General features: G+C 59.2%; 13 protein-coding genes and 1 pseudogene. 6 read left to right on the plus strand and 8 right to left on the minus strand.

Going from position 1 to position 15950, the window contains the following annotated elements:
- Positions 1 to 21: 21 nt before the first annotated feature.
- The 8 genes from DL88_RS11230 to DL88_RS11265 all read right to left on the minus strand — a co-directional run bounded on the left by DL88_RS11230 (position 22) and on the right by DL88_RS11265 (position 9040).
- Positions 22 to 951, minus strand: a complete 930-nt coding sequence (locus DL88_RS11230; RefSeq protein ID WP_034995983.1) for a substrate-binding domain-containing protein — start codon at positions 949 to 951, stop codon at positions 22 to 24.
- A 51-nt stretch (positions 952 to 1002) separates the two neighbouring features.
- Positions 1003 to 2178 (minus strand): Gfo/Idh/MocA family protein, encoded by a 1176-nt coding sequence (locus DL88_RS11235; RefSeq protein ID WP_210165303.1) that lies wholly within the window; start codon positions 2176 to 2178, stop codon positions 1003 to 1005.
- Positions 2175 to 3245: a sugar phosphate isomerase/epimerase family protein gene (locus tag DL88_RS11240; protein WP_034996066.1), complete on the minus strand. Its 1071-nt coding sequence runs from the start codon at positions 3243 to 3245 to the stop codon at positions 2175 to 2177. The genes DL88_RS11235 and DL88_RS11240 overlap by 4 nt, the downstream gene beginning before the upstream one ends.
- A gap of 65 nt (positions 3246 to 3310) precedes the next feature.
- Positions 3311 to 4432: a Gfo/Idh/MocA family protein gene (locus DL88_RS11245; RefSeq protein WP_034995984.1), complete on the minus strand. Its 1122-nt coding sequence runs from the start codon at positions 4430 to 4432 to the stop codon at positions 3311 to 3313.
- A 45-nt stretch (positions 4433 to 4477) separates the two neighbouring features.
- On the minus strand, positions 4478 to 5470 hold the full coding sequence (gene iolG / locus DL88_RS11250; protein ID WP_034995985.1) for an inositol 2-dehydrogenase: 993 nt from the start codon (positions 5468 to 5470) through the stop codon (positions 4478 to 4480).
- Between the two features lie 281 nt (positions 5471 to 5751).
- Positions 5752 to 6744 (minus strand): hydroxyacid dehydrogenase, encoded by a 993-nt coding sequence (locus DL88_RS11255; RefSeq protein ID WP_034995987.1) that lies wholly within the window; start codon positions 6742 to 6744, stop codon positions 5752 to 5754.
- A 12-nt stretch (positions 6745 to 6756) separates the two neighbouring features.
- Positions 6757 to 7578, minus strand: coding sequence for an HpcH/HpaI aldolase family protein (locus tag DL88_RS11260; protein ID WP_034995990.1), 822 nt, complete (start codon positions 7576 to 7578; stop codon positions 6757 to 6759).
- Between the two features lie 25 nt (positions 7579 to 7603).
- Positions 7604 to 9040, minus strand: coding sequence for an NAD-dependent succinate-semialdehyde dehydrogenase (locus tag DL88_RS11265; protein ID WP_034995992.1), 1437 nt, complete (start codon positions 9038 to 9040; stop codon positions 7604 to 7606).
- A 330-nt stretch (positions 9041 to 9370) separates the two neighbouring features.
- On the opposite strand from DL88_RS11265, the gene DL88_RS11270 reads away from it, so the two are divergent.
- The 6 genes and pseudogenes from DL88_RS11270 to DL88_RS11295 form a co-directional block, all read left to right on the plus strand.
- The gene (locus DL88_RS11270) at positions 9371 to 10129 is read left to right on the plus strand and encodes a sulfite exporter TauE/SafE family protein (RefSeq protein ID WP_245270784.1); all 759 of its coding nucleotides are present in this window, start codon (positions 9371 to 9373) and stop codon (positions 10127 to 10129) included.
- Between the two features lie 211 nt (positions 10130 to 10340).
- On the plus strand, positions 10341 to 11276 hold the full coding sequence (locus DL88_RS11275) for a MurR/RpiR family transcriptional regulator (protein ID WP_034995994.1): 936 nt from the start codon (positions 10341 to 10343) through the stop codon (positions 11274 to 11276).
- A 113-nt stretch (positions 11277 to 11389) separates the two neighbouring features.
- Positions 11390 to 13231 (plus strand): 3D-(3,5/4)-trihydroxycyclohexane-1,2-dione acylhydrolase (decyclizing), encoded by a 1842-nt coding sequence (gene iolD, locus DL88_RS11280; RefSeq protein WP_034995996.1) that lies wholly within the window; start codon positions 11390 to 11392, stop codon positions 13229 to 13231.
- Between the two features lie 122 nt (positions 13232 to 13353).
- Positions 13354 to 14286, plus strand: a complete 933-nt coding sequence (gene iolE, locus DL88_RS11285) for a myo-inosose-2 dehydratase (protein ID WP_034995998.1) — start codon at positions 13354 to 13356, stop codon at positions 14284 to 14286.
- Positions 14267 to 15076, plus strand: a complete 810-nt coding sequence (locus DL88_RS11290; protein ID WP_034996000.1) for an SDR family oxidoreductase — start codon at positions 14267 to 14269, stop codon at positions 15074 to 15076. The genes iolE and DL88_RS11290 overlap by 20 nt, the downstream gene beginning before the upstream one ends.
- A gap of 521 nt (positions 15077 to 15597) precedes the next feature.
- Positions 15598 to 15950 (plus strand): annotated as a pseudogene (locus DL88_RS11295) (carbohydrate porin); the annotation flags it as partial.

A 15950-nucleotide genomic window follows, 5' to 3' on the forward strand; every position in this document is an offset into this window, starting at 1 on the left:
GTGGCTTACTTTGTTCGCACCTCAATTCCGGTTCAAAAATTTGTCCATATTGTCTTTCGTCACGAGCTCGAAGGGGATCATTGTCTTCTTTGCCGTTTCTTGGTTCTTGGCGAGTTTGAGTGCCGCGTCGATCGCGCCCTTTCCTTGCTCGGTCGCATTTTGAAAGACGGTGATGTCGAGATCACCCGCCTTCATCGCCGCCAATGCATCCTTGGTGGCATCGGAGCCGGCGATAACGACGCTTTCCATGGGACGGCCGCTCGATTTCAACGCCTGAACCGCGCCAAGCGCCATTTCATCATTGTTGGCGAGGACGGCGTTGAAATCGATCCCGGCGGAGATCCAATTGGTGACGAGATCCATAGCCGGCGTGCGCATCCAATTGCCGGTCTGTTCTTCTACGATTTTGATGCCCTTGCAGGCTGGCGCCGAAAGTGCCTCGTGAATGCCTTGCGTGCGGCCGCGCTGACCTGTCGTGCCGAGCTGGCCTTCGATCACGACGACATTGCCTTTTCCCTTGAGTTCCTTGCAGACTTCCTGCGCCTGCATCAATCCGGCCTGCACCTCATCGGAACCGACAAATGCCTGTTTGGCGGGAAGAGTATCGACATTGACCGGCGCCATATTGACGAACACGAGCGGCACACCAGCCGCCGCAGCCTGGGCCGAGATGGCGGCGCTTGAATCCGCGTCCACCAGCATGACAACGATGGCATCGACGCCACTCGCGATGAAATTATCAATTTGACTTTGCTGTCTGGCTATATCGCCCTGGGCATCCTCTGAACGGACACTCACATTCCCTTTCGTCTTCGCATAATTCTCCATCGCGTGACGCAGAATGTTGAGATAATTGTCATCGAACAGCGACATGCCGATGCCGATCGTGGTCGCCTGCGCGGAGGCCATGGTCAGGGCCGATACGGCAAGTGCGCACAGAAATCTCTTCACGTCGTTTCCTCCCCTAATTCTGTTCTCATTATCGCCGGCGCTTCAGCAGCTTCATACGAACCGCGGCACCAGCCAATGACCTCCGGCTTCATGACTGTCGACGACTGCGTCGACGAAAGCCACACCCTTGAGCCCGTCGGCAGAAGTCGGTACATTGCAGCCGATTTCGGATGGGGCGCGCGCCTCGCGGCGGGCACGGATCGCCTCGGCAAAACCGGCATAGAGATTGGCGAAAGCGGCAATATAGCCTTCCGGATGACCGGGCGGCGTCCGGCTGCGGACTTTCGCCGCCGGCACGAGATCCTCGCGGCCACGCTTGATCGTTTCCGGCGCGCCGCCGAGCGGCGTATAGGAAAGCGTGTTCGGATCCTCCTGCGCCCAGGCAAGGCTGCCCTTGTCACCGAAAACGCGCAGACGCAGGCCGTTGGAGCATCCGATCGCCACCTGGGATGACCAGAGGAGCCCTCGTGCGCCACCGTCATAACGGATCATGACGTGAGCATTGTCGTCGAGCAGGCGCCCCGGCACGAATGTGGCGAGATCGGCGGAGAGCGATTGCGCCTTGAGCCCGGTGACAAATCCCGCCAGATGATAGGCATGAGTGCCAATATCACCGATGCTGCCTCCGCGTCCCGAAAGTTTCGGATCGGTGCGCCAGGCAGCCTGTGCATTGCCCTCCGCCTCAATCGCCGTCGCCATCCATTCGAGCGGATATTCCACCTGGACCACACGGATGGCGCCGAGATCGCCGCGCGCCACCATAGCCCGGGCGTGATGGATCAGCGGATAGCCGCAATAAGTATAGGTGACACCGACGAAACGGCTGCTTGCCTCGGCAAGATCGTGCAGCGCGATCGCATCGTCGAGTGTCGTCGTCATGGGCTTCTCGCAGATGACATCGAAACCCGCCTCGAGAAAAGCCTTGGCAATGGGAAAATGCGTATGGTTTGGAGTGCAGATGGCCACCGCATCAATCCGGTCTGGGCGGTTCTTTTCGCCTTCCACCATCGCCCTGTAATCATCATAGGAACGGTCGCGCGCGATGAAGATACTCTCGGCGAAAGCATGACCGCGTTCCGGCCGCACATCGAATGCGCCGGCGACGAGTTCGAAAGCATTGTCGAGACGCGTCGCAAATCGGTGAATACCGCCGATATAGGCGCCCTCCCCGCCACCTACCATGCCAAGGCGCAGCCGACGCCGCGCCAGATCATCAGCGCCGGTCATGCCGCCTCTCCTTCATCGAGGCCGAGAATGGCGCGGTTGGCGGCGCGATTCGCATCCGCCTTGACGAAATCATCGAAGGCGCGCTCGGCGACATGGATAATGTGGCGCTTGATGAATGCGGCCCCTTCCGCCGCGCCGTCCTCCGGATGTTTGAGGCAGCATTCCCATTCGAGCACGGCCCAGCCATCGAAACCATAGCCCGCGAGTTTCGAGAAAATGGCACCGAAATCGATCTGACCGTCGCCGGGAGAACGAAAACGGCCGGCACGGCTGAGCCAGGGCTGGAAACCGCCATAGGCGCCGGTCTTGCCGGTCGGCCGGAATTCCGCATCCTTCACATGAAACATTTTGATGCGGTCGTGATAATGGTCGATGTAGGCCAGATAATCCATCGACTGCAAAAGGAGATGGCTCGGATCATACATGATGTTGCAGCGCGGATGATGATCGACCCTTTCGAGAAACATCTCGAATGTCAGCCCGTCGTGCAAATCCTCGGTCGGATGCACTTCATAGCAGAGATCGATCCCTTCGCTGTCAAACACATCGAGGATCGGCCGCCAGCGCCTCGCCAGCTCATCGAAAGCATCATCGATTAACCCCTCCGGCCATTGCGGATAGGGATAGAGATAGGGCCACAGCAACGAGCCGGAAAATGTCACATGGCGGTCGAGACCCAGCCGCCGGGAAGCGCGCGCCGCCGCGATCACCTGCCGCACCGCCCATTCCTGCCGCGCCTTGGGATTGCCGCGAACCTCGGGCGCCGCGAAGGATTCTGCCGGAATGTCGAAGGCCGGATGCAGAGCAACGAGTTGACCCTGCAGGTGGCTCGCAAGCTCGGTCACGACGAGTCCATGGTCGGCCAGCAGGCCCTTGATCTCGTCACAATAATCCTGACTCTCCGCCGCGCGTTCGACATCGAAAACACGGCGGTCCCAGGACGGGATCTGCACTCCGAGAAAGCCTTTTTCCGCGGCCCATTCGGCAAGACCGGCGAGCGAATTGAAAGGCGGCGTATCGCCGGCGAACTGAGCGAGAAAAACGGCCGGCCCCTTGATGGTGCGCATGGTCTTAGCCGCTTGTGGTTCTTCAAGCGGTGTCCTGGCCGCGTTGCGATCGGACATGGAAGACATTACGCTACCTCCTTCCACGCGCGGCTCTTGCTCGAGGCAATTGCGCTATCAACGACCTTCTGGATTTCCCAGGCTTCGCGGAAATCCGGTCCGCGCCGTACTCCGCCCTCGATGGCCGACAGGAAATCGGCAACCTCAATGGTTTTCAGATCATTGAAACCAAGCTGATGCCCCGGAGCGACACAAAAATTGCGATAGGGCGGATGCTGAGGACCGGCTTCGATGCGCCGGAAACCATTCTCGCGGGGATCCTCTCCGGCCTTGTAATAGGAGAGTTCGTTCAGGCGCTCCTGCGTGAAGACCAGACCGCCCTTAGTACCCGAGATCTCAAAGCCAAGCTGCATCTTGCGGCCGGTCGCCGCCCAATTGGCTTCGATCGTGCCGCCGCAGCCGCGCGCGAAACGCACCGTCAGGCGGGCAATATCATCGACCTCGATAAGACGCCGCTCCGCGGCACCCGGACCGACCGGACGGCTCTTCACCACGGTCGCGAGATCGGCATTGACTTCCGTAATCGGGCCGATCAGGAACCGGGCAAGGCCGATGATATGACTGCCGATATCGGCGATGGCACCACCACCGCCCTGTGGATCGAGACGCCAGCTGTAGGGCACTTCCGGATCACACATGAAATCCTCGGCATGGATGCCACGAAAACTGGTGATCTCGCCGAGTTCACCCGATGCAATCATTTCGCGCGCCAGAGACAGCAGCGGATTCTTGATGTAATTGTAGCCGACCTGCGTGACGACATTGGCGGCCTCGGCAGCTTCCATCATCTCGTGGGCTTCCGCAACGGAAGGCGCGAGCGGCTTTTCGCAATGAACATGTTTTCCGGCCGCGATGGCCGCGAGGGCCATTTCCCGGTGAAACATGTTGGGCGTGGTGATGGCAACGATCGCGATGGCCGGATCAGCGACGAGCGCGCGCCAATCGGTGACCGCGCGGCGGAACCCATATTGCCGCGCCGCCGCGTCAGCCGCTGCCTCATCGACATCTGCGACCGTCTGCAGAACTGGTTTGAGATTACCTGGAAAAATACCGGCGGCAGCGCGATAGGCCATCGCATGTGCCTTGCCCATAAATCCGGTGCCGATTACACCGACGCCGATGTCACCCATGAGACTGCTTCCTGATGTTTACCGGTGAATGTGCGGATACCATGCTCAGACCTTCACGGACTGACCGGTAAGTGCGGATTCGAGCGCGCAATCGGCGAGACGCAGCGCCTGGCGACCATCCTGCGCCGTGACCGGCATCGGACCTTTGGTGAGGACAGCCTTGGCGAAAGCGTCATATTCCAGCCGATAGGCATCGGCGTACCGTTCGAGAAAGAAATTGAGCAAGGGTTCGCGGACTTCCGTCGCCGACCGCGTCCAGCGCCTGATCGTCGTGGGACGAAGATTGTCGTTCAGCACCTGCCCGGCAGAGCCAAAAATTTCAAAGCGCTGGTCATAGCCATAGACTGCCTGGCGCGAACAATTGATATGGCATTGGCGGCCGGAAGCCGTCCGCAATTGCACCATGACCGTATCGAAATCGCCGAATTCCTCGAGCGAAGGCTCGATGAGACGGCTGCCAAAGGCCATGACCTCGACCGGGTCCTCGCGCAGGAAGAAACGGGCCATGTCGAAATCATGGATCGTCATGTCACGGAAAATGCCACCGGAATGGGCGAGATATTCGCGCGGGGCGAGGCCGGGATCACGGCTGGTGATGATGACCTGATGCACGTCACCAATTTCACCGGCATCGATCGCACGGCGAAGCGCGGCCGCACTCGGGTCGAAGCGGCGATTAAAGGCGAGCATCACCCTTCCGCCGACGCGCTCGATTTCGGCAACCGCCGAATCCACCTTGGCCATATCGAGGTCGATGGGTTTTTCGCACAAAACCGCTTTCCCGCGTGATACCGCATGGAGCGTCAGGCTGACATGCGTATCTGTCGGCGTGCCGATGATGACGGCATCGACATCATCGCGCTCGATCGTCGCTACCGGATCAAGCGAGGCCTCGCAACCAAGGCGTTCGGCCAGTTTGTGTGCCGCATCGCCAAATGGATCGGCAACGGCAATCAGTTTGGAATGTGCATGCGCTGCGACATTGGCAGCGTGAATGCTTCCGATCCGTCCCGCACCAAGGACAGCAACCCGCACCATGAGGAAACTCCAATTTCGGCCAAAGGCTAGCGTTCGCCGCCTCGTGCGGCGCACGGATCAAAGGGTCGCGATCGCCCGAATGGCGATCGCGCAAGGTGGTGGAGGATTTGCGAGGAAGAAAACTGCTCTGCCGCGAACTTTCGCGATTGGACCAGCACGCCTAAGCATTATGCCGACGGGTCACCGGACAACCTCCCTGACTGGCCACTTCAGCGGCTCTCGCTTGGTGTTTCAATATATATTTCATTACTACAATTTTTGCAATTATTATTGCAATTCTATCATCCGACAGAGGCGCTTTCGCGCAGCTGAGCGGAAAGTACGTTCCCATTGATAACGAGCGCGGGATCGAGCCGGCCGGCAAAATAGTCGAGTATGTTGCGGCTTGCGGAAACAGCCATACGGGCCGCGCATTCGCGCGTCAGGCCAGCAGAATGCGGCGTGAGGATGACACGATCGCTTTGCAGGAGCGGATGCTCAGGCGGCGGCGGCTCTGCCGAGAAGACATCAAGTCCGGCCCCGGCGATCGTGCCCTCGGCTAAAGCATGTGCCAGAGCCAGCTCGTCGACCACGCCGCCACGCGCCGTATTGATGAGAATCGCACCCGGTTTAAGGGCGGCAAGCTCATTTTCGCCAAGCAGCGGACCACCGCGCGGTGGCGGCATATGCAGGGAAACAAAATCCGCAATATGCAGAGCCCCGGCAAGATCGCGCGCCGGAATCGCTCCCGCTTTTTCGATCGAGGCCTCGTCGAGGAAGGGATCATAGGCGAGTACGGTCATGTCGAAGCCTCTCGCCATCGTCGCGACAAGTCTTCCGATCCGGCCGAACCCGATGAGCAGCAAGGTCTTGCCGAAAACGTCCGTTGCGGAAAGATCGTTGCGCAGACCCCATTTTCCGGAGCGTGTCGCATGATCATAGGCACAGACACGCTTGGCGACCGCCAGCAGCAAAGTCATGGCATGTTCGGCAACGGAACGGGAATTGACATCACCGACGATGGAGAGCGGAATGCTCCGGCGCGTCAAAGCCTCGACATCCACGGCATCATAACCGACGCCATGACGCGACACGAATCTCAGCTTCTTTGCCTTTGCAATGACAGCCTCGGGCAAAGGCTGTGTTCGGATCAGGATCGCATCAGCCTTCTCGACAAAAGGCACGTAGGACTCCATCGTGACTTCATCGACGAGATCGAGCGAGACACCCGGAGCATTGCGCAGGATATCGAGACCCGCCTCATGAATGCGCCCGGCCACGAGAATGTGGGTCATGGCAATTCTCCCTCAATAACCAGCCGCTGCCTGTTTGATATCCGGTACACTCGTCAACTGGCCGATGAGCTGACGTGCTGTCGCAACTGATGACTGCGCGGCTCCGGCGAGCAGCCGCACATCATTGGAGATGGTGACGAGATCGAACCCCCAGCCGATCGCCTTGGCCGCATAGGTCGGCGTACCATTATGCAGACAGGCGCGGATTCCGGATTTATGCGCCACGTCGAGAATGGTCTTGATCGCCGCAACCATCTCCGGCTCTTCGCGATCGAAGCCGGTACGGTATTTCCGGCCGGTAAGTCCAAGGGTCAAGTCCGCGGGGCCGATATACAGGCCGTCGAGTCCCGGCGTCGCGGCAATGGCTTCGAGATTGGCGAAAGCCTGCGCCGTCTCGATCATGGCGAAACAGAGAACCTCACGATCGGCATGATCGCCATAATCGGCGCCTGCGGCGATCGAGACCCGCGTCGGCCCGAAACTGCGCGTGCCAGTAGGCGGGTAACGCACGCATGAGACGAACTTCTCGGCTTCCTCTGGCGTGTTGATCATGGGGCAGATCACACCATAGGCTCCGGCATCGAGCGTCTTCATGATGATGCCGGGATCAAGCCAGGGCACGCGGACCATGGGCGTCACCGGGCTCGCCTGCATCGCCTGCAGCATGGTCGTCGCAACCTCATATCCGACAAGACCATGCTGAAGATCTATTGTGATCGAATCATAGCCCTGGTGTGCCATAATCTCGGCAGTGAAAGGACAGGCGATGGACAGCCATCCGTTGATGACAGGCTTGTCGGCGGCAAAAGCCTGCCGGATTGCATTGGATTTCATAGATTGATCCTTCACGCAGCCACATTCACACGGCTATCTGGGCGAGCTTTACATTCAGGAAGTCGAGAATACCTTCGCTTCCACCCTCGCGACCCATGCCGCTGTATTTGATGCCACCGAAAGGCGCCTCGGCGGCCGCGAGCGCAGTGCTGTTCACGCCGACCATTCCCGTCTCGATACGAGAAACCGCCTCACGCATACGCGCGGGATCGCGCGTGAATACATAAGCGGCAAGCCCATATTCACTGGAATTGGCGCGCTCATAGACACTTTCGGGATCACTGAAGGGCGTGACCGCCGCAATCGGTCCGAAATTTTCCTCGGCCAGAGCCTTGGCATCGTCCGGGAGCCCCGAAATCACCGTCGGGGCGAAGAAAAAGCCCTTGTTCTGGCCCGCCGGGCGCTGTCCGCCGGTCGCAATGCGGCCACCCCGGCTCTCGGCATCGGCGACAATGCTCTCCATCGCATCGATGCGGCGCTGGTTGATGAGCGGCCCCATTTGTGTTGCATCGTCAAGACCACGGCCAAGGCGCAACGCGCTTGCTCTCCGCGCAAGCCCTTCGATGAAACGGTCGTGGATCGATTCATGGACATAGAAGCGGTCCGGAGCGACGCAGACCTGTCCGGCATTGGCATATTTGGTCGGCGCCGCAATATCGAGCACGGTATCGACGTCGACATCATCGAAAACGATGAGCGGCGCGTTACCACCAAGTTCCATGCTGACACGTTTCACCGTCGCCGCCGAATCGCGGAGCATCTGCTGACCGACGGTAGTCGAACCCGTCAGGGTGATCTTGCGTACAAGCGGCGAGGCAACAAGCGGTGCGTAAGTCGTTTTGACTGGGCCGACGACGAGATTGACGACACCCTTGGGAACACCAGCTTGACGTATGCAGTCGACGAGATGCATGGCCGTGCCCGGACATTCATCGGAGGGACGCACGATCACCGAACAGCCAGCCGCGATTGCGGGCGCGATCTTGCGGGCAACGAGCACGGCGGGAAAATTCCAGGCAGTGAAGGCCGCGACAATGCCGACAGGCTCATGCAGAATTTCAATGCGTCCGCCCGGCGCCCGGCTTTCGACGATACGGCCATAGATACGCCGCGTTTCTTCCGCGAACCATCGGAATTGATCGATCGAAAGCACCCATTCCCGCCGCGCCTGCGCAAGCGGTTTTCCAGATTCAAGCGTGATGATGCGTGCCGCCTCTTCAAGCCGCTCCCGCATCACATCGGCGACGGCATGCAGCAGATCGGCGCGTGTCCAGGCAGGAACCCCACGCCAGCTTTTCAACGCCGCCGAGGCCACTGCAATCGCTTCCTCGACATCCGACGTATCGGCCGAGGCCACTTCACCAAGCGAGGCACCCGTTGCCGGATCGAGCACGTCGATGCGCTCCTTGCTGGTGCCAGCGCGCCAGGCTCCGTCGATGAACAGACCGAACTTCTCGTACATCAAGCAGCACTCCGGGAATAAGGGAGACATTTCGCAACGATCGTTGCAGAATATGAACATGCGGGAGGAGCGGCAGAGCAACGGACGCAACAATCGCCGCTGCATTCACGCAGGTGAAGCCTTTGAGAATACGGGGAGAAATCGGTCGCCCACACAACGACACAGCTTGTCAGCAAGTCGTTTCCTCCCGATCATTGTTTCTTGTGTCACCGCGTTGCGGCGTTAAGCAAACATTATTGCATGTTGATTGTTAGTGCAATAAAAATTCCTTGTTCTCTGCACAAGGAAATATCCGCCACAGGCATGGCGCGCTCAGAAGGGAAGAAACAATTGACGACGCTGGATTGGTCTTTCTATGCGGCGGCCTTTCCCGCCACCATGCTCCTTGGCCTGTCCAAGGGCGGCTTTACCGGCCTTTCGGTCCTGGCCCAGCCGATTCTCGCTCTCGCCATCTCGCCGGTACGTGCCGCGGCGATCCTTCTGCCCGTGCTCATTGTTCAGGATGTCGTGAGTCTGGCCGCCTATTGGCGGCGATGGGACAACCGCCAATTGAACCTGCTTCTCCCGGGCGCTTTCCTCGGCGTTATCGCAGGCTATCTGCTCGCCTCATCGATTTCGGATGCAACCATCGAAGCCGGTATCGGCGTGCTGGCGCTCATTGAGGCCACCCGTCACGCTCTCAAACGGGGAGCTGATTCATCCGTTGCCGCTGCTCGCCCAGGACGTTTTGCTGGGCGTTTGTGGAGCCTCCTTTCGGGTTTCACCAGCATGATCGCCAATGCGGGTGGACCGCCCTTCATGATCTATCTTTTGCGGCAAGATCTTTCCCGGGACGTGTTTGCCGCGACGGCAGTCGCTTTCTTCGCCATCGTCAACTGGATCAAGCTCCCCTTTTTCATGGCGCTCGGACAGATCACCAGCAGCAATCTCACGACATCGGCGGTGCTTTTTCCGATCGCGGTGGTCTCGACCCTGGCCGGAGTGCGGCTCGTTACGCTCGTCCCCCAGGAGCGCTATTTCGGCGTCATCTATGGGCTTTTGGCAGCGGTCGGCGCGAAACTTCTTTACGACGGCATCACCATAACCTGATTCGCCAACGACGATCCCTCGAAAGTCTCGGCGGCGGTCCCTTGCAGACAAGGAAAATTGCGGGTCTATTTATCCAGCAAGAATTGTTTTATCATTCCGACCCGCAGAGCGCCCAAAGAGTGATTTCTTCCAAACGGTCCTCATTCCGGCACCGGGCGGGAGAATATTTGGGGCGTCGCAACCGGCGCCAATGCCGCCCCGGATGTGAGTCATGCCGAAGAAGACCAATGCTCCCCCCGCAATCGTTCCGAAAAATTACGAGGGGATCGTCAATCTCATCACGAAAAACTACGCGGATCTCTCGACCCGGTTTCAGCAGATCGCGCGGTTTTTCACGCAAAATCCCAATGTAATCGCTCTCGAATCGATCAATTCGATCGCCGAGAAATGCGGCGTCCATCCCTCGAGCCTCGTCCGCTTTGCCCAGAACTTCGGTTATTCCGGTTTCAAGGAATTGCAGGCGGTGTTTCAGACCAGGCTCGTGACCACCGCGCCCGGCTTTCGCGAACGCATCAGCGCCCTTGAAAGCGAATTGTCGCGCAACGAGAGCTCGGGCAATCTCGGCTTTTTGCGCGATCTCGTCGTGCGCGACATGGCGGCACTGCAGGGATTGCTCGACGGCATTTCAGAAGACTCGCTTGCGACCGCCGCAAACCTGCTCACAAAGGCCGATACGATTTACATCGCCGGCCAGCTCCGGTCGGAACCCATCGCCTCCTTCCTGCGCTACCTGCTGACAATGCTGCATTGCCGCGTGGTTTTTCTCGATCCGGCCGGTGGCCTTGCACTGGAAATGGCGGCGACGATGACCGAGAACGACGTGCTCGTCGCCATCGCCTTCCGTCATTACGCCAAGGAGGTCGTCGCCATTTGCGATGTCACGGTCGGCGCGGGAACCCCCCTCATTGCGATTACCGACAGCCAGCTGTCACCGCTCGCCAAGAATGCGAGCATCCTCTTCACCGTCCCGGAGGACGAATATACATTTTCCCGCTCACTCGCCGCCCCGATGTGCCTGGTGCAATGTATAGCCATCGCCACAGCGGCAGCGCAGCAGCCGGATCGCAGCGCCACGCCACGTATCCCGACAGTGACGGAAATTGCGCGCGATCGTACCGCCACAGAAGCGCGACGCAAACGGGGTTGAGACACGTTTTCCGGCCCCATATTTTTTGCAAAAAAACTTGCAAATAAATTTTTCGCGCAATAAAAATTACAAAACCCGGCTGGACGAGCTATCGGGTTCTGGGAGGAAGATGTATGGCGACGGTCCGCTGCACCATGGCGCAGGCCCTGGTTCGTTATCTTTGCAATCAATTCACGATCATTGATGGAAAGCGCGCGCCATTATTCCCCGGCGTATTCGCGATTTTCGGCCATGGCAATGTCACCTGTTTCGCCGAGGCGTTGGAAGCCGTGCAGGACAAATTGCCGACATGGCGTGGCCAGAACGAGCAATCCATGGCGCTCGCCGCAATCGGTTTTGCCAAGGCGACACGCCGCCGTCAGATCATGGTAGCGTCAAGCTCCATCGGCCCCGGCGCCCTCAATATGATAACGGCGGCGGGTGTAGCACACACAAACCGCCTGCCCGTGCTGCTGCTTGCCGGAGATACTTTCGTCAATCGCCGGCCGGATCCGGTCATGCAGCAGGTCGAGCATTTCGGCAATCCGACGATCACCGTCAATGACGCCTTCAAGGCCGTCACCCGCTATTGGGATCGGATCGTCCATCCGGAACAGATCATTTCTTCGTTGCCGCAAGCAGTCGCAGCCATGCTCGATCCTGCCGATTGCGGGCCGGCCTTCATTGCCCTGCCCCAGGATGTGCAGGAGATCGCGTGGGATTATCCGGAAGAATTTTTCACCGAGACCGTGCATGTCATCCCGCGGCCACGACCGGATCGCGGACGCTTGCAGGAAGCCGTCGCCCTCCTCAAGGCGGCGCAACGGCCGCTGATCATCTCCGGTGGCGGCGTACGTTATTCCGGCGCCGAGGAAGCGCTCGCCGCCTTCGCCGCAAAACACGGCATTCCGCTGTGTGAAACCATTGCCGGCAAGGGCAGCGTCTCGCATGATCACCCCGCCCATGTCGGACCCATTGGTATTGTCGGCTCGACCTCGGCCAACATCATGGCCGCAGAAGCCGATGTCATCCTCGCCATCGGCACGCGGCTCATGGATTTCACCACTGGTTCATGGTCCTCATTCCAGCCGGATACGAAATTCATCACCGTCAATGCCGCGCGCTGGGATGCGACCAAACACCGGTCGCTTGCCGTTGTCGGCGACGCCCTCGAAACGGTGAAGGAATTCGATCAATATCTCGACGGCTGGAGCGCCGGTGCCGCCTGGACCGATAAGGGCAAACTCGAATTCGCGAAATGGAATGACGCACTCGATGGCTTTCAGAAGCCGACCAACGACCCCATCCCAACCTACGCGCAGGTCATCGGTGTCGTCAATGCCAAGGCGGCGGACAAGGACCTCCTGATTACGGCGGCGGGCGGTCTGCCCGGCGAAGTCATGAAAAACTGGCGGGTGAAAGCTCCGAATACATTCGATTGCGAATTCGGCTTTTCCTGCATGGGTTACGAAATTTCCGCCGGCTGGGGCGCGGCGATGGCCGATCCCAGCCGCACGCCAATCGTCATGATTGGCGATGGCACCTATATGATGATGAATTCGGACATCTATTCCTCGGTCCTTTCGGGGCACAAGATGATCCTCATCGTCTGCGACAACGGCGGCTATGCCGTCATCAACCGCCTGCAGAACGCCAAGGGCGGCGCCTCCTTCAACAATCTTCTCAAGGATTGCCGGGTCAAGGAGCCCTTCCCCGTCGATTTCAACAAACATGCGGAATCGATGGGCGCGCTTACACGGCGGGTGGAAAGCCTGGCCGATCTCGGTCAGGCCCTGGAATGGGCGAAGATGACCGACCGCACCACCGTCATCACCATCGTTTCCGACGCCTTCACCTGGACTCCGGGTGACGCCTGGTGGGATGTCGGCGTGCCGCAGGTGAGTGCGCGCGCGGAAGTACTTGAGGCCGCGCGGCAACAGCAGGATGGGCGGACCCGCCAGCGCGTCGGCGTCTGAGCCTTTCCGCCGCGTTTTTCTTTCTGACCAGATTCAAGGCCGTTCCTGCGGACGGGGCCTTTCGGCTTCGCTTTGCCCGCACGGCTGCGTTGACCCTCCCTCCACATTGATTGTGAGCGAACATGAACGCCAAGCTAGGTATCGCGCCGATCGCATGGTCGAATGACGACCTGCCGGAACTCGGTGGGCAGACCACCCTTGAAACCTGTCTGCAGGAAAGCCGTGCCGCCGGTTTTTCCGGCGTCGAGACGGGGGGCAAGTTCCCCAAAACCTCAGCAGAACTCGGACCGAAACTCGCCGCCTTCGGCCTCTCCCTCGCTTCTGGCTGGTATTCTGGTACCGTGCTTGATGCTCCCGACGATCTTGCGGCAGAAAAAGAGAAGGTCTCCGACCAACTCAAACTGTTTCGCGACCTCGGCGCCGCTTGCCTTGCCTATGGCGAGACGGCCGGGACGATCCAGAACATTCGCACGGCACCGCTCGAGACCCGCCGCCGTCTCGACGAGGATCAAATCCGCACCTACGGCCATCGCCTGACGCGCTTTGCGGAATATTGCGCGGAAATGGGCGTGCCGCTCGCTTTCCACCATCATATGGGCACCGGGATCGAGACCGAGGAAGATCTCGATCTTCTGATGCGCCACACAGGCGAGGCGGTCGGGCTGCTTTATGACACCGGACACATGCGTTTTGCCGGTGGCGACCACCTGCGTGTCATCGAGAAACATGGACGCCGGATCATTCATGTCCACGCGAAAGATGTTCGTGACCCGGTGATAGCATCCCTTGATCGCGCACATGATTCCTTCCTCGACGCCGTCCTTGCAGGCGCATTCACCGTCCCCGGAGATGGATCCATCAACTTCGACGCCGTTGCCCGGCGTCTTGCCGATGCTGGTTATCAGGGATGGTTCATTGTGGAAGCGGAACAGGATCCGGTAAAGGCGCCGCCCGCCGAATATGCAATCATCGGCTACCGCGCTTTATCGGCTGCACTGCAAAAAGCTGGCTATAACATTCTGGGAGAGAATACGCATGAGCGCGTTGCAGGGTAAGATTGCCGTCGTCACCGGCGGTACACAGGGACTTGGCGCCGCTATAGCCCGGACATTTGCCGAACGCGGCGCCGCCGGCATCATCATTTGCGGCCGCTCGAAGGAAAAAGGCGAGGCCAAGGCTAAAGAGATTTCCGCCGCGACCGGAACCAAAGTCGTTTTCGTAGCCGCCGATCTTGGCCAGGTTGATGATTGCCTCGGCGTCGTCAGACGCGCGGATGCGGAATTCGGCCGCATCGATGCCCTCGTCAATGCGGCGGGAGCGACTGACCGCGGTACCATCATCGATACGTCCCCGGAATTGTTCGATAAGATCTTCGCCGTCAATGTCAAAGGACCCTTCTTCCTCATGCAGGAAGCAATCAAGCTCATGCGGCGGGAAAAAACCGAGGGGACGATCGTCAACATCTGCTCCATGTCGGAAATGGCCGGCCAACCCTTCATTGCCGCCTATTGCAGCTCCAAGGGCGCGCTCGCGACATTGACGCGGAATACGGCCTATGCGCTGTTACGTAACCACATTCGGGTCAATGCCCTCGACATTGGCTGGATGGCCTCTGACGGCGAGGACCAAATCCAAAAGAACTATCACGGTGCGAGCGACGACTGGCTCGCAAAAGCCGCCGCCGCCCAGCCCTTCGGCCGCCTGATCGATCCCGACGAAGTTGCGCGGGCAGTCGCATTTCTTTCAAGCGACGAATCCGGTCTCATGACGGGAAGCGTGATCAATTATGATCAATCGGTCTGGGGCGCCTATGACTCGGCGCCCAATCCCACCGCTCCCCTTTGAAACGCGACATCACACGACACCACAGACCTCGACGCAACCGCGGAGACAATCCAGGATCAAATCGCACTCAACCGGCGATTTCCTGCACTCGACAAACGATCCGGGAGATTCCGGCAGCTCGCGTCCCGAGTCACGAGGGAAACACAATCATGCTGGTGTCTGTAAGGCGCCAGCTCACAGCCCAGAGAGATACGCATAAAAAGCAAATCTCCTGCGACGCATCTCCATATCGCCGTCAAATCGATGACCGTCACTGACAGGGCGAGAAGGCGGATGGAAACGGCTCCTGCCCCGGTTCAGGCCACCCTGCCGCAATCTTTCAACAATCACATCTTCGGCCTGTTTCGCGGGGAGCCCTTAAGCGGCGGCCTTTTCGTTCTAACCGGAAAGGCCCCGCATTCAAAAAGCCTGGAAGCTTTGTATTCTCGATGGATCAAGCTGGTAACAACCAGGCCTGTTCCATCCCGGAAAAGACGCTCCACCTGGCGATCCAAAGAAAAATAGTCAATGGGGAGGGGGAAATGGGAAGGACGGGGAAATCCTATAGACGGATTGTTAGTATTTTGGCCTCCATGCTCGTCACCACCACTTCGGCTGTTGCGGCCGATGCGGTGACGAAGACAAAACCAAAGACAGCGACTGCCGACGATTTCTGGACGCGAGATCATCTATTTGGCGATATGGGAGGCCTGCGCACACAGCTTCACGACATGGGCATTGATTTCCAGATTGGCTATGTCTCGGAGAGCGTGACAAACTGGACCGGCGGCAAGGATCAGTATGTCGTCAATGCCGGACAGGCGACCTTCGGCACGACCTTCGACCTCCAGCGGCTTCTGGGCGACCCCAACGCCATATTCCAGATCACATTGAC

It is taken from the genome of Beijerinckia mobilis, from assembly GCF_000745425.1.
Taxonomy (GTDB): Bacteria; Pseudomonadota; Alphaproteobacteria; order Rhizobiales; family Beijerinckiaceae; genus Beijerinckia; species Beijerinckia mobilis.